The 13,914-nt window shown below is 49.1% G+C and carries 13 protein-coding genes and 1 pseudogene; 8 read left to right on the plus strand and 6 right to left on the minus strand.

What is annotated here, in order from left to right; translation table 11 throughout:
• The first annotated feature begins 109 nt into the window (after positions 1–109).
• The 3 genes from ACR0AO_RS19965 (at position 110) to ACR0AO_RS19975 (ending at position 1,286) form a co-directional block, all read left to right on the plus strand.
• The gene (locus ACR0AO_RS19965; protein WP_480607558.1) at positions 110–478 is read left to right on the plus strand and encodes a hypothetical protein; all 369 of its coding nucleotides are present in this window, start codon (positions 110–112) and stop codon (positions 476–478) included.
• Positions 479–491: 13 nt separating this feature from the next.
• Positions 492–704, plus strand: coding sequence for a hypothetical protein (locus ACR0AO_RS19970; protein WP_480607561.1), 213 nt, complete (start codon positions 492–494; stop codon positions 702–704).
• Between the two features lie 189 nt (positions 705–893).
• Positions 894–1,286, plus strand: coding sequence for a hypothetical protein (locus ACR0AO_RS19975; RefSeq protein WP_480607563.1), 393 nt, complete (start codon positions 894–896; stop codon positions 1,284–1,286).
• Here ACR0AO_RS19975 and ACR0AO_RS19980 read toward each other — a convergent pair whose 3' ends face one another.
• The 3 genes from ACR0AO_RS19980 to ACR0AO_RS19990 form a co-directional block, all read right to left on the minus strand.
• Positions 1,287–1,505, minus strand: coding sequence for a hypothetical protein (locus ACR0AO_RS19980; protein ID WP_480607566.1), 219 nt, complete (start codon positions 1,503–1,505; stop codon positions 1,287–1,289).
• Positions 1,502–1,690, minus strand: coding sequence for a hypothetical protein (locus ACR0AO_RS19985; RefSeq protein ID WP_480607569.1), 189 nt, complete (start codon positions 1,688–1,690; stop codon positions 1,502–1,504). The genes ACR0AO_RS19980 and ACR0AO_RS19985 overlap by 4 nt, the downstream gene beginning before the upstream one ends.
• A 140-nt stretch (positions 1,691–1,830) precedes the next feature.
• Entirely contained in the window at positions 1,831–2,031 is a 201-nt protein-coding gene (locus ACR0AO_RS19990; RefSeq protein ID WP_480607572.1) for a hypothetical protein, read from the minus strand.
• 192 nt (positions 2,032–2,223) lie between these two features.
• Here ACR0AO_RS19990 and ACR0AO_RS19995 point away from each other — a divergent pair, with 192 nt between their 5' ends.
• Positions 2,224–2,634 carry a plasmid mobilization protein gene (locus ACR0AO_RS19995; protein ID WP_480607575.1) on the plus strand — a complete coding sequence of 137 codons (411 nt, stop codon included), beginning with the start codon at positions 2,224–2,226 and terminating at the stop codon, positions 2,632–2,634.
• Positions 2,631–3,875, plus strand: coding sequence for a hypothetical protein (locus ACR0AO_RS20000; RefSeq protein WP_480607578.1), 1,245 nt, complete (start codon positions 2,631–2,633; stop codon positions 3,873–3,875). Before ACR0AO_RS19995 ends, ACR0AO_RS20000 begins: the two co-directional genes overlap by 4 nt.
• 117 nt (positions 3,876–3,992) lie before the next feature.
• Here the strand turns inward: ACR0AO_RS20000 and ACR0AO_RS20005 are convergent, their stop codons facing one another.
• Positions 3,993–5,138: a cysteine desulfurase family protein gene (locus tag ACR0AO_RS20005; protein ID WP_480607581.1), complete on the minus strand. Its 1,146-nt coding sequence runs from the start codon at positions 5,136–5,138 to the stop codon at positions 3,993–3,995.
• 85 nt (positions 5,139–5,223) lie between these two features.
• Between ACR0AO_RS20005 and ACR0AO_RS20010 the strand changes: the two genes are divergently transcribed.
• From ACR0AO_RS20010 to ACR0AO_RS20020, 3 genes are read left to right on the plus strand one after another with little or no spacing between them, the layout of a single operon-like run.
• The gene (locus ACR0AO_RS20010) at positions 5,224–6,144 is read left to right on the plus strand and encodes a DUF4007 family protein (RefSeq protein ID WP_480607584.1); all 921 of its coding nucleotides are present in this window, start codon (positions 5,224–5,226) and stop codon (positions 6,142–6,144) included.
• Entirely contained in the window at positions 6,141–9,473 is a 3,333-nt protein-coding gene (locus ACR0AO_RS20015) for an NACHT domain-containing protein (protein WP_480607587.1), read from the plus strand. Before ACR0AO_RS20010 ends, ACR0AO_RS20015 begins: the two co-directional genes overlap by 4 nt.
• Positions 9,463–10,302: a phosphoadenosine phosphosulfate reductase domain-containing protein gene (locus ACR0AO_RS20020; RefSeq protein ID WP_480607589.1), complete on the plus strand. Its 840-nt coding sequence runs from the start codon at positions 9,463–9,465 to the stop codon at positions 10,300–10,302. Before ACR0AO_RS20015 ends, ACR0AO_RS20020 begins: the two co-directional genes overlap by 11 nt.
• Before the next feature lie 6 nt (positions 10,303–10,308).
• On the opposite strand, the gene ACR0AO_RS20025 is transcribed toward ACR0AO_RS20020, so the two are convergent.
• Both ACR0AO_RS20025 and ACR0AO_RS20030 read right to left on the minus strand, forming a co-directional pair.
• Positions 10,309–12,627: a DUF262 domain-containing protein gene (locus ACR0AO_RS20025; protein ID WP_480607592.1), complete on the minus strand. Its 2,319-nt coding sequence runs from the start codon at positions 12,625–12,627 to the stop codon at positions 10,309–10,311.
• 1,069 nt (positions 12,628–13,696) lie between these two features.
• Positions 13,697–13,914 (minus strand): annotated as a pseudogene (locus ACR0AO_RS20030) (IS110 family transposase); the annotation flags it as partial.

Consider the following 13,914-nt stretch of genomic DNA (forward strand, 5'->3'; position numbering starts at 1 on the left):
GATGCTTTTCCAGTAAATCAGACGTTTCGGAAGCCCTATTATTTATCTATTTAATCAGACAGATACTCAGTTCGAGTATTTAGGATGCGGTACAAAAAACAGGAAACTTATGAAGCACCCAAAATTCCCTCGCTCCGGCCTAAGTGAACACGAAGCCCTGAATGAGATGATGGAGCCTCGCGCATGTGAGGCGTATCATCATGACCAAATCATTGAAGCTCTTGTGGCAGTTCCTGACGAACTGTTTCTTGAGCGGCTGCGGCTTGCAGATGATGTTGACGCCATCCTTGGTGAGTATCGCGCGTTCCTGATGGAGCGCCGCGAAGAACTGGAGTCAATAGGCGTTGAACGTTGGATTTACACGCCTGCCAACGACTACTTGACCTCTGCTGAGAACAGGTTTGCGGATTTCGAGAAGGCGATCAACAACCCGCCCGAACCAGCGTACAAACCTCCTGCTAATTTAACGAACAAATAGCCAGGAATCCATTATGAAAAGATTTCTGAACGAACACGGCGAATATCAATACAACAAGCTCACACTTGCGGAGATTGACGACGAGATTGCCGCAGCGTTTGACGCTTCGGAGGATGTGAAGGGCTGGCAGGAAATTGCATACAGTGAGCGCCACTTACGCCTTCTGTATGCCAAGAAATGCAATCTTATGGAAGAAAAGGCTAGCACGGCTCTTGAGGGCGCTTAATGCTCAATAGTTTGACGGGTTTATCTCCGAGAATCGTGCCTTCTTGGCGGGCGGCTCGATAGGGCGGGGGATAGCAAGCCCCAGCACTAAGAGGCAGATTCCGGTAGCGGGTCGCTTTCCGGAATTCGCCCTTTTAACGGTTTCTTGCATCAGCTCGACCATCTAATTTTCAGATATTGGAGACTAAGAATGACAGATGACGAGCGCAAAGATTTAACCGAATTCCTTCGCTATTTGGGAACACTGGATATTCCAGCAGATGCAACGCCGGAGCAAGCCCGCAACATAATATTTGGCAGCCCATGGCGGGCTGCAAAAGAACGAAATCGCAAACTCAGGGCAATCCGCAATCCTTGTTCTCAGGTTTCGTTTGAATTTGACGAGGCCAAAGAGCTGGCCGAGAGCATCGGTTACGACACATCAAAAACTTACGGTGAAAAAGCAGTTGCTTATCTGATGAGAGCGGACCTCAACACAGTGCGCGCACTGCTAAGACCGGATGTTTCTGTTACTGATGATGACGACGATGGAGACAACGGCATTGATGTTGAAAAGATCATTGCCGATGCCATGAAGCCCTGACTACATCCTGAAACTGCTGTAGTAGGCGATGTCTTTTCTTGCGGCATTGAACAGCGCCCATGCTTTGAGCATCCCCAAAGCCGCAGCCCTGTTTGCCATGTTGTTAACCGGAGTGTTCCGGCCACCAGCGGCCCGCACGGTTTCTTTCAGTTTCAGGCTCAGGTGAGCCGCAAAGACAACGCCCATCCCGAACATTCCCGCCATCAAACCACGCATCATTTCTTGCGTTCCAAGTGCTCAGCAGAATGCGCAAAAATCGAAAGCAAAGCTTTTTGCTGCATTGCTATCGTCCGCAGCTCGCCCGCTATCGTTTCTTGGACCTCATTTTGGGAACGGAAATATGTTTCCATGGCCCTTTTGATTTCAAAATATTCCTCGGTCTCTATCGTCGATTTTTTTATCATTTTCGGCCTCCTATTGCCTACCCTGCAAATGGAAGACCGAAGGCGCGGCGCAACCCGGCGTTAATCTTTCCGAAACTCGGCTTGATACTCCTGAACCGGACACGGCAGATTGTGCAGCTCGCGGTAACCCCGCAGAGCTTTCACCAATCATCAGCAGCGGCCTTGATAGCCGCCTCTGCGGCCCCTTTGTCGGCTTCGGTCTGTTTCATCCGCCTGTAAACCCAGTGCGCCCCACGCATCGCTGCCAGCGCCTCAGCATCATCCAGACGTTGAACGCTCTCTTTCCCCAATAGACCAAACAGGCCAACACGCCTCAATTTCTGTAGAATTTTTTGGCCCATTTGCCCCAATTACCCCGCTATCATTCTGAATAATTTGCATTTTGCGGTTTCACTGCAATTTACAAATCAGTGCCCGAATTAAGAGAAGCAAGTGGGACCAGATCACCCCAAAGGGGCAATCAGGACACTTACAAGGGGGAGTTTCACTCCCCCTTGACCCCCTTATCGGCACCACAAAAAAGAGGATTTTTCATGGACCCCATTACACCAGAGACCCCGGAAGCCTCAGAGGCCCCAGTTACCCGGAAAACGAAAACGCTGAAAATTCACCTGTATCCTGAAGATGCCGCAGCAGTGAAAACTGCGGCCCATCAGCACGAGCTGAGCCAGTCTGAATTCGGCAGGTTCCGAATGCTGGGACAGACTTATTACAGCCTGCCGGATGCATCGAAACTCGAAGCGATTTGCCGTCAGTTGGCGGGCATCGCCAGCAACATAAACCAGCAAACAGCAGCAACGAACACCGCCCAGAAAAACGGAACTCTCACCCGTAATGAGTTCGCCGCAATGCACAAGGTTCTCACCGATGGCATGGCTGCATGGGCCGACCCGTTGGCCGAGCTGAAGGCCGAGATGCAAAAGTTCAAGATGCCGCAGCCGTGATTATCAAGAGCGGCACGGCAAAATCTGGCAACGGTGCCACAGTTGCCAGCTACCCATTCAAACCGGGTAAGAATGAGCGAGTTATTGTCCATAAAGACAATACCGCTCAACTATTTGTGGCTGATCAATTTGCCGAGCTGAAGGGCCGCAAATCCGGTTTGATCCATACGACGATAAATCCAGGCCAGGAACTGACTCCCGACCAATGGGAGAGGGCATTGGAAGCGGTCAGGTCCGAGCATGGATTCAACCCAAATGGCCCTGAGTCTTTCGTCATTCATGAGAGCTTCCGTTCTGACGGAAGCCTGCAACAACACGGCCATTTGATCACCGCAGCCGCAGATTCAGAGACCGGGAAAACGTACAAGCGTTTCAGGTCCAAAGGTAAGGACGAAGCCGTTAGCCGCCTCCTAGAATTGGAATTTGGCCACAAGCTGATTAGCGGAAAGCACAACCAATTTGCAGCCATGCGTTTACGAGAAATGGGTCACCATGACTACGCCGATCAGGTTGCAGCTCTGGACCCGGCAGAACCTGCCGCTTTCAATCATGATCAGCACCAGCAAGCTAAACGACAGAGTTTCGACCTGCCAGCCCTTCGGCAGCAGCTCAAAGTTCTGGCCGAGCTGCCACGCGATCAGCAGCCCCGCGCATTGGCCGAGCTGATCGACCGTGAAGGGCTAGAGCTGGCCGACGCCATTGAGGAAGGCAGGGGCCGCAGCCGCATCAACATAAATCTTGGCGAAGGCATCAAGCCGCACAATGCCAACAGAACCCTAAAGATTCAGGCCCGCGACGTGGCAACATTCATTCATGAAGCAAAGGAGAATTGGAATGAACTCAGATCCGACAACACCGCCGAATCCAGATCAGACCTTACGGGATCTACTATCGCAGATCATCAAGGGCCAGAACCGGATTCACGAGAGCAACAACCAAATGATCCAGCAGCAGAACGCATTGCTGAAGATCATGGCAGCGATAGCCAAGATAGCCCAGAAAATCGACTAAACGACGAAGCCGCCGAGCTGACGGCCGCTGCGGCCGAGCTGAAACCACAGGTTGCGAAATTCGCGGCTAACCGTGGCGATGATCTCACCGCCGCTGATCTGGATGCGCCGCCAGATTTGAGCGATCCAAACTTAATGAAAAAATTGGCTGCGATGCTCAAAAAAAGTCTATCTGGCGCAACCCGCGTTGCAGCTCGTGTGCTTTCACCAAGCCAAGGAATGCCCGGATGAGCTACAACCAGATTCGTTTTGGTCACCGTGTTCGACTACAAGCGCCAACTAATTCCAGAATTCATCTTCTGGAAATTCGAAAGGAACTGATGTGCCGATAGGTGGGGCTTCGGTCATCTACGCTTTGACAATACCTGCCAAAACCTCGGCGGCCTCCTCCGCCTCTGATAGTGTTGTATTTGGCCCGAAGCCAAACCTGATGGAGGATTCTGAGCTTTCAACACTCAGGCCAATTGCTTTGAGTACATGACTGACGCCTAGCTGTCCGCTGGAGCAAGCCGAACCTGTCGATGCTGAAACTTTCGGTTGCATACGAAGTAGTACCTCTTGAGCATCTCGGTCAAAAATCTGTAGATTCAGGTTGCCTGGGTGACGACCGTCAAAGCTCGGGCCGTTTATCGAGAAATCAATGCCCGTATCGATTAGTACGTCAGTGAAGACCTGGCGTGCTCGTTTCATTTCCACTCGCTTTTCCTCAAATTCGCTATTGGACACCAACTCGGTTGCGCAGGCTAAGCCGACAATCAGTGGTACGGGTAAAGTACCTGATCGAAAACCTCTCTCTTGTCCGCCGCCAAAGGTTCGTGGCGACATACACCCTTGAAATCCCGCCGCTAAAAAGAGGGCACCGACCCCCATTGGGCCGCCCATCTTATGTCCAGATATGCTAGCTGCATGTACCGAATTGAACAAAAAACTCAAATCACACGCAAATGGCGCTTGTGCCACGTCTGTATGAAGAATGGCATCATGTGACTGCGAGATTCTGCCTATTGCCTGAATATCCTGAATTGTCCCAATTTCATTGTTCACGTAGCCAATGGAGACCAACGAACGTTTAGCTTTTAGCGTATGCTCCAACTGATCGAGTTGCACGTAGCCATTAGAATCTACCCCTACAAGAACAAGAGGGACCGAGTTTCGCTCGGCATAAATAGTAGCCGCCTGTAGCACACAGGCGTGTTCAATTTCACTTGTAACCACCTGCTCGATTGACTTGTCGGAGACGCCGAGGATCGCCAAATTGTTCGCTTCTGTGGCTCCAGAAGTAAATACAATCTCATCAGGTAAGGCACCAAAAAGATTGGATATTTTCTCCCTTGCGTTCTCCACGGTTTTGTGGGCAAACCAACCTCTCGCATGTTCAGAAGAATGCGGATTCCCGTGCATCGCAGACCAATGTGGGTGCATAGCCTCCACCACTTCTTCGAACGGCGGAGTGCTCGCGTGATGGTCAAGATAGATGGAAGAAGCAAATTGCACGAAAACCTCCTGGAATAAAACTCCAGGTCTTTATTGACCACCTACGATGCCGAGTCTAGAAGTGACTGGAGGGGAGCTCCAGGTCATGGACTACAATACAATTCAGACTTCGCGTTACAAGCCGCAATTCTCAGGCCACGATAGCTTTGCGCTTCGTCATGGATGGCTTGAAAAGGCGTATGAGGCAGTCAGCCCGACCGGGCAATCTCGCCCGAAAATCTTCAGTGAAGACGATAATATAGCGCAGTTTGGTGTGGGGCGGAATATGGTCACGGCCATTCGTTTTTGGTCACACAGTACGGGTGTGTTGAGCACCGTTGGAAAAGAGGTGCACACCACTCGGTTGGGTGATTTCTTGCTGGGAAAAGATGGTGTAGACCCCTACCTAGAGAACCTTGCCTCTTTGTGGCTAATTCATTGGCAGCTCGCAAGTAAAGTTAAGCACACTTTGGCCTTTTGGCTGTTCAATCACTTCAATGAACAAAACTTCGACCGAGAATCGCTGGCCCGAAGGCTAAGGCAATTTTCGCTCAAAGCGGGTTGGGATTGCCCTGCGCCAAAAACATTGACCACCGACATTAGCGTCCTGCTTTCGAACTACTCTGTTGGTGCAAATCGAAAACGAGTCAGCGATGATAGTTTGGGTTCGCCCTTATCCGAGCTTGGACTGATTAGAGAGAATGAAAAAGGGCGATACGGCTTAAATTTCAGCCAGAAACAGTCACTTGACGATGCAGTTTTTGCTTATGCGGTATGTGAATTCTGGGATAACGCAGGCCTCCAGAACACCCTTTCTCTTCACTCGCTGCTTCTAGACCCAGGATCGCCAGGTAGAATTTTTATGCTTACTGAAACAGAGCTTGCCCAGCGACTAGAGAGGATCGAGAGTATAACAAAAGGTGCCATCGTCTGGTCAGAAACAGCGGGCTTGAGGCAATTGTTGAGAACGCAACAATTTGGCGACGATTGGAAATTTGACCTTCTGAAAAAGGGGTTTGACAGTTGACGGAACAAGTATTCCACCAACAGCCGTCGGTAAACCCGAACTTCTTGCGTTCAGCGAGAGTTGACCAAGATTCTATCGAAGATATCGCCCATACTTATGTTGTTTCGACCTCCATCCTGTCGCTATTGGACAGCTTGAGTGATCAGGTCAGTAAGTCTGGACAAGCGGCATTTACTTGGACCGGACCCTACGGCAGCGGAAAATCCACATTGGCGCTTGTTTTAGCTGGGTTACTTTCTGGTCCAGAAAAAAGCCGAAAAGGCGTCGCGAAAGCAATTGGCTTTAAGGGCGCGCATGATCTTTGGCAACGGATGCCACCAGGAAAAAGCGGCTGGAAATTCGTAAATGTTATCGGTTCAAACTCTTCGCCCTCTGAACGGCTAAAGACCGTTCTACGTGAGCAGGGGCTGTTAAAAGGGAAACGTATAACCAATGACAGAAGACTTGTTGAAGCTATCCTTGAGCTGAGCCAACTCGAACCCGACAGCGGAGGCCTGTTCATTGTATTTGACGAACTTGGCAAGTGTTTGGAAAGCATCGCCTCTGGCGAGGGAGATGCCTACTTTTTCCAACTCCTTGCGGAAGCAGCAGCGCGAAGCAGAGGGCGGTTAATTTTCGTAGGAATCCTACATCAGGCCTTTCAAGAATACGCAAATAAGCTTGCTCGTGAAGTTCGTGATGAATGGACGAAAATCCAAGGGCGTTTTGTCGACCTGCCAGTAAACTTGACAGCTGGTGAGCAAATTGAGCTGATCGCCAATGCGTTAGATTCTCAAAGTGCCCCGGACATCTTCAAGGCGAAATGTCACGAGGTGGACGAGTTACTGAGAAAGAGCGCCCCGTCTCAATTCAACTTTAGTAAATACGATGCATTTATACGCTCATGGCCACTAAACCCACTCGTTACTGCACTGCTTGGCCCTGTGTCGAGGCGAAGCTATGGGCAAAATCAAAGAAGTATCTTCAGTTTTCTTGCTTCCGCTGAGAGATCCGGGCTCCAAGAGTTTCTGCTCGATCAAACGGCGGAAGACGTGCAGGCCTACGAGCTTCATCATTTCTGGGACTATCTGGACATCAATCTCCACTCCGCCATTTCCGTTTCACTGGACGGACACCATTTCGCGACTGCAAAGGATGCAATTTCTCGCGCCTCTCAGCTGTCTCATGCAGAACTATCACTGAAACTTATCAAGACGATTTCCTTATTGGAATTCACTTCACGGAGTACTGGGCTGGCAGCTAGCAAGGAAATCCTGTTGGCATGTTTGAGTGAAGATGATGTGAGTATCGACCGGGCGTTATCTGAATTGGAAACCGCTAAAGTTGTCGTCTTCCAAAAGTTCCGAAATGCTTATGTCTTGTTTGACGGCTCTGACTTTGACATCGAAAAGGAGCTCACAACCACTCTCCGTGAGATCGGTGACGCAAGTTTAAAAACGGTATCAGATGCAGTTGCAGTTACTTCTGTTATTGCGAAGCGGCACTATATGGAATCTGGTTCTCTTCGCTGGTGTAAGTTCGAAGTTCTGTATGAGAGCCAAGTAAGCCAGTACCTGAATTCGTTTAAACCGACCTCAAGCTGTTTTGGCGCATTAATTTTTTGCTTGGAAGACGGAAGCGATTTCAAGACTTCGTCGGTCAAAAATGATGTGGATTATGCAGTTTGTCGTGCCCCTGCTTCCAAGAATTTAACTTCATACGCTCGTGAGTTGGAGGCGCTAAACCTCATTTCTAGCTCGAACCAAGAACTCCAAAGAGACAAGGTAGCACGCAGGGAGGTAGCAGATCGCGCGGATGCCGTGTCATTCTTTATCGAGCGTGAAATTTGGTCGATACTTCGCTTGGCAAAATGGGAGTTTCCGAAGCAAACTGTTGAACTGACTTGGAGTAGCTTGAGCAGGTTGGTATCTGACCTCGCTGACAAACGCTTTCACCTCTCTCCAAGTATTCGTAACGAATTGCTCAATCGGGACAAGCCGTCTGGAAACGCAAACGCGGCCTTGAAATTACTCGCTTATCGTATGTTGACGCACCAGGCGAGCGAAGCTCTGGGAATTGAGAAATATCCAGCAGAAAAAGGTCTTTATCTGAGTGTCATCGGGGGCAACGGCTTACACAGAAATACGGATCAAGGATGGGCACTTGTTAGCCCCCTATCAGAAAGCAACGGGCGTCTGTCTGCCCTTTGGGAGGCAACAAAGGAATTCTTGCAGTCAGCGGGCAGTAAGAACGTTTCGCTCCCGGAGGTGTACGCACTTTGGGAGAAACCTCCATTTGGTATCAAGAAAGGGCTTTTCCCACTTCTGGCGCTTCTCTTTATGCTGACTGAAAAGAAAAAATTAAGCTTCTATCGAGATGGGCTTTTTCTTACCCAGTTAACTGAGGTGGATGTGGATTACATTCTACGCGCCCCTCAAGTCATCCAACTTCGTTGGATGGAAATGAGCTCTGCCTCAAAAGACCTACTTACGGAACTAGCCAATGTTGCAAGCGAAATTAACGATCAGCCGCTCTCTCAGCTTTCCAGTCTTGAGGTTGCACGAAGTCTAATTCGGGCTTTTGATGAAGCCCCTAAATGGGTGCACCGAACCAATCGACTGTCAAAACAAGCACGCAACATACGCTCACTCTTTAAGAAATCCAGCGACCCAAATCAGTTTATGTTTACTGATCTTCCCCAACTGTTCGCACGCGGCGCAGACACTGGGATTGATGCAGGGACAATCGCTCAGGGAATACGGGATGGGTTGCAGGAGATTCTGTCAGCATACAGCATGATGCTTCAAGGATTGACGGAACAACTTCTAAGCGAGCTTCGCGTGCCTGGGCGCTCAAAGGAATCTATCAGAGAACTAAATAGCCGTGCAAAGAATGTGCAAAACATCTCCGGCGATCTTCGAGTGAATGCCTTTGTCGGAAAGCTTGCAGAGTTCAACGGCACGGAGAAGGCCGTCGAGAGCATTGTCGGTTTTCTTGTCAACAAGCCTGCCGCCAATTGGATTGATAATGACATTGACAAGGCAAAAGTCGAAATGTCGCTTCTGGCTTACCAGTTTCTAAAACTTGAAACTGTTGCGCGCGTCGCCGGGCGAAAGGACAAACGCCAAGCGATGGCTCTCGTTCAAAGCGGGCAGAATGGTCGGGATGTTTTCTCAGAATTTGAGTTGGCTGAGCACGATATTCCAACGGTAAAGCGGATTGAGCGGGAAATTCAAAACGCTCTTGCGGATTTCAAAGACCTGGATGCCGAGTTGGTCTTAGCAGCGCTTGCGAGAGTTAGTGCCAACCATATGTTGAATGAAATCGAGGTGGTCTCCAATGACAACTAAGGTGAAGCATGTTTTGGGTCTTTCAGGGGGCAAAGACAGCTCAGCTCTAGCGTTATATATGAACCAAGAGTACCCGGATTTAGATATCGAGTATTTTTTCACGGACACAGGAGAAGAGCTTGAGGAAGTTTATGAGTATCTTTCGATGCTTGAGGGCTTCTTAGGAAAACAGGTCAAAAACCTCGATCCAGATAGGGATTTTCGATTTTGGCTAGCTCAGTACAACCACTTCCTACCATCAGCTCAAACGCGGTGGTGCACCAAGAACTTGAAGCTCAAGCCATTCGAAAAGTGGATCAAGAACGAATATACGAGCAAAGGCTACACTGTTTACAGCTATGTTGCGATCAGAGCGGATGAAGAATTTAGAGAAGGTCTATCATCCAAAGACACCTCCTTGATTACCAAGCTGCCTTTCAAGGAAGATGGAATCGACAAGCAAGGCGTATTGGACATCCTCGAAAATTCAGGGCTTGGCTTGCCCAGATACTATGACTGGCGGTCTCGAAGCGGCTGCACTTTTTGCTTTTTCCAGCGCAAAATCGAGTGGGTTGGACTAATGGAAAAACACCCGGAAGCTTTTGAAGCAGCAAAGTCCCTTGAGAAATCTGCGTTAGAACACGGGTCGCCCTTCTCTTGGAGCGAAGGTGAGACCCTGGATGATCTCTCCCGCCCCGAAAGAGTGGAACAGATTAAGTCTGACCACAATAAACGTCTTGCAGCGCTCGCAAAGAAGAAAGCAGAAAACCCGCTAAGACCACACAACGGAAGTGTGGATTTAGATGAGATCTACGGACAACAGAAGGTCTGCCTTGCCTGCCACAAGTAGTGCTGGTTATTCCAGCCACTTGTACAAACGATCCCATGCCAATCCTGCCAGTCGTTCCGAACGAGTTTTTATGAACTCCAAATCCCAATCAGAATCTTTCTGTCCCAAGCTTCTGCAAAGAGGTAAGTAGCTAGATTGCCCCAGTATTTCGTCACTTTTACGGCTAAGGGTAAGTCCTACACTTTTGCACTCTTCTTTGAACGCGTCGAACTCTACATCGTTCACAGATGAAAGCACTTTGTACAAAGCACGCTTGTGTTTCCATTCTTTGTTACCGACCATGCTGTTCTCTACGGAAGGTAAGAGGGTCAGGTTGCCGAGGAAATCAACATTTTCCGGATCATCATAAATCTTGTCGTCCCAGGCATCATTTCGTGATTGGGGAGCGATGTGCTCAACAGTCAAATAATCTTTGTCACTCCAACGTTTCGGTGACAACATCTCCAAAAGCCCCGGCCGGCCCTCAACTATCAAACCAGGTAAGCTTGCGTCGGGCATCGAATCTTCCGACGCTGCAAACAACAAGAAACGCGCAACCGTCTTTTGTTTGTATATTGGAGCCTTCGAAACACGCTTTACCCAACTTGCCCGATCACCTAATTCTTCCTTCTCCAAGTAGTAAAGCAATGCCTTCTTATAATTAGACAAAGAAACTGAACCAAATCCAGTTTTTGGACGCGCGGCGAGTGGGCCATATTTCCCGTCCAGTTTTTCAGAAAGTATATTGCGATACTTAGTATCAATTCCTGCCGTGCCGCCCAATGCGGCTCGCCATAGAATTGAGTATGCGACAGAGGCCCTTGTAGCTTCGATGAGTTCAATCTCAGCCGCCGCCCGTTCTTCTGACTCGTCCGCAAGTAGAACTTTGCTGAAGAATCTGGAAAGCGGAGCAACAACTATGTGATGATTTAAATCTCTAATAGCCAGCAAACCCGTTGCTGTTTGAGCATCAATATTCTTAGCTCCGCCAAACGAGATTGCGTCACTGTTGCTGTTTTTCCAGATGGATTGCATAAACTGCGCTAGATGAGCCAACCTGCATACAAATGCTCGTTTCTCTTCAATATCTGTGAGTTTGCTATCAAACTGCTCCCGCAAGTATCTTCTCTGGTCCACCAAGCGCTTTTGTAGTTTTTCACCAGTCTCTGCCAACGCAAAAGGAACAAGCATTTCTGAGGTGGCTTTCTGCTTCTCCTCGGCTTTTTTGAAGCGCTCCAAGTAGTCTTCAATGCTTTTGACGTACTCGATAGAATCCGAGTGCTCGTATTCACCAACGCCCTCTGCTTCAATGACCTTCGGCTTGAATGTTTCGAAAGCGGTAAGAGGCTCGCCAGTGGTGTTCAATGCCTCAAACATATCGAATGCGTCATCCTCATTCTCAGCAGTAACAACTGTGAAGGCCATCCGCTCGCACAAGTACTTTGAGAGCACTAATAGGCGAAACAGTTGGCAATACTGCTCGTAGGCTTTGTCATCATGTCCATCACGCAAGAATTCGATGACTTGATCAGGGACTTCGTATCCCCAAATCGAGTTGGAGATTGAAGCCGTCTGCGCTACCTCAAGCACCTCTGGAAAATCATTGTCTTCCCATTTTTTGCCGGTGATTTCGTTAATTCTCTTTTGAATGTGTTTGAACGCCGTAGTCGACGCTACGAATTGGGGGAGTAGCTCACCGGATTTGTCTTTCGGTTCGTATTTAAATGCCTTTTTTGAATCTCCAGATTTCAAATGAGTATGGTATTCCCAAATCAGACGGCAAACTGGGCTTTGATACTCCGCTTGGCCTTTTCGCTTCGACCAAACATCCTCGTAAGAACGGATTAGACGCGGATAGAACTTATACTCTTCATCCCCCGTCTTCATGTCGATCACGATTGTATCAAGCAGGTCAGCCGCAAGGGTTTCGACCTGTTCAACCAACCAGTCAAAGTGTTCCCCGCTATTCTTTGTTATTTTTTTTAGTAGTGAACTGGCAATGCTATGAACCGCGATGTTGATCATCAAGAATGTGCTGATCCGTTGTTGACCATCAATAATGGTCATAACCCGCGATGGCATCTCTGATTTGTAAATCGGCTTCACAGTGACATGCTTGGTGTCGTGGATCGCGATCACAGTGCCTAGGAAACTAATCGTGTTTTCCCGTTTTTTTAGCAGGTTGAGACCGTGCAGCGCGTCTTCAAACAATCGGTCAATATTTTCTGCACCCCAGGAATATGGACGCTGATAGGCGGGTATGTAGCAGCCCTGGCCGTTGGTGATCAAAAAAGAGCGCGAACTTTGCGCCGTCGCTTTGAAAATGCTCTCGATGTCTACTGCCATCAGGTCGCCTCGAATCCTCAATATTTTGACTTTGGAGAATTCTTACAACTCAGGACACCGAAGAACAAACTCATGTTTAGCAGTAGTTGGTGTTGCGCGGACTGCTGAGTCACCCAACGACTTCGTACTTCACTAACGTACTGATCAAATCCCGGTGGTTGCAGTTCGGTGCACCACGCTCAAGGTGGCAAGTTTTCCAACCCCTTAAGACCCCATCGGAAAGCTGAAAAGTTGCCTATTAAGGACTTCAGCAATGTACTGACCGTATTGGGTCATGGCCGCAAAGCTGGCGGTACATCCGGTATAAAACGCGGGACTTTCAATCAATTGATAATCAGATTGGCACTCATCGCGTAGCGACGAGCAACCGGACATCAGTTGAAGTAAAAATTGAGATCAGACTGCGTTGAATGCCGCTCAGTTCGCTCTGGGGCGGTGTTTGGTATTGAGTGGAGCTAAAGGTTAGTGGTTCGGTCATGAGGTAATATTTTGCTGCACATTTTGCTACACATATTGCAGCACGGTAAATTAAAAAACATATATATTACAGTGCGTTAAATAAAATTTCCCGGCAGTTTGACGGACTTCGTCTCCGCCACTATGCTTTGATTTTAAACAAAAAAAATCGAATCCATGGGCGCCTACCCGCCTAAATAACCCCCAAAATGAAAACGATTGGATGCACTCGGCTGCAACGCCCATCGCGTCGGCAACTGGCTCGCAAAACATAAGTTTTGTTCTGTTGCGTAGTTCCAAGGGTAACCTATTCTGTTAGCCTAGGCTGTGGACCGATAAACCGGTCCCGGCCTAAACGGCATCTGTGGGTGGCTCCTGCATTGCAAGTGTTTTCTGGTGATTTCTGCGGTCATTTTCGTCAGTACCTTCGTCTGTCCGGCCTGTTTGTGTGGCGGCATTGTCGCCACTGGCCTTGATGAATTCCGCGAGCGAGGTTCCAATCGGCTTATCGACCTCAGAGGGTCGCTGCCGTTCCCGGAGTGTCCTTGCTCTTGGTTGACTTAATTCCGCATCATCACTTCAACGTCTTGCATCTCGTGGGCAGTCGGCGCGGTTAGAACGCAGGCTGCCGGTATTCCTGTTTCTTTGTGAGCATCGCCCAGATGGCCCGAGCGGCCTTGTTGGCCATGGCGGTTGTTGCCAATCGGAATGGTTTGTCAGCGATGATCTTTGCTGTCCACAGATCGACCTTCTCTGGCGAACGTTTTGCCATCACAGCGCGCGATGTCATGCCTACGACCAACAGCTTGCGAATGTAGCGATCACCTTGCT

It is taken from the genome of Ruegeria sp. AF8 (genome assembly GCF_056541825.1).

Bases quoted from the DNA above. Each gene is read 5' to 3' on its own strand.
- ACR0AO_RS20010 (WP_480607584.1), top strand. From the start codon at position 5,224: ATGGACTACAATACAATTCAGACTTCGCGTTACAAGCCGCAATTCTCA.
- ACR0AO_RS19975 (WP_480607563.1), top strand. From the start codon at position 894: ATGACAGATGACGAGCGCAAAGATTTAACCGAATTCCTTCGCTATTTG.
- ACR0AO_RS19995 (WP_480607575.1), top strand. From the start codon at position 2,224: ATGGACCCCATTACACCAGAGACCCCGGAAGCCTCAGAGGCCCCAGTT.
- ACR0AO_RS20020 (WP_480607589.1), top strand. From the start codon at position 9,463: ATGACAACTAAGGTGAAGCATGTTTTGGGTCTTTCAGGGGGCAAAGAC.
- ACR0AO_RS19965 (WP_480607558.1), top strand. From the start codon at position 110: ATGAAGCACCCAAAATTCCCTCGCTCCGGCCTAAGTGAACACGAAGCC.
- ACR0AO_RS20025 (WP_480607592.1), bottom strand. From the start codon at position 12,627: ATGGCAGTAGACATCGAGAGCATTTTCAAAGCGACGGCGCAAAGTTCG.
- ACR0AO_RS19990 (WP_480607572.1), bottom strand. From the start codon at position 2,031: ATGGGCCAAAAAATTCTACAGAAATTGAGGCGTGTTGGCCTGTTTGGT.
- ACR0AO_RS19980 (WP_480607566.1), bottom strand. From the start codon at position 1,505: ATGATGCGTGGTTTGATGGCGGGAATGTTCGGGATGGGCGTTGTCTTT.
- ACR0AO_RS19985 (WP_480607569.1), bottom strand. From the start codon at position 1,690: ATGATAAAAAAATCGACGATAGAGACCGAGGAATATTTTGAAATCAAA.
- ACR0AO_RS19970 (WP_480607561.1), top strand. From the start codon at position 492: ATGAAAAGATTTCTGAACGAACACGGCGAATATCAATACAACAAGCTC.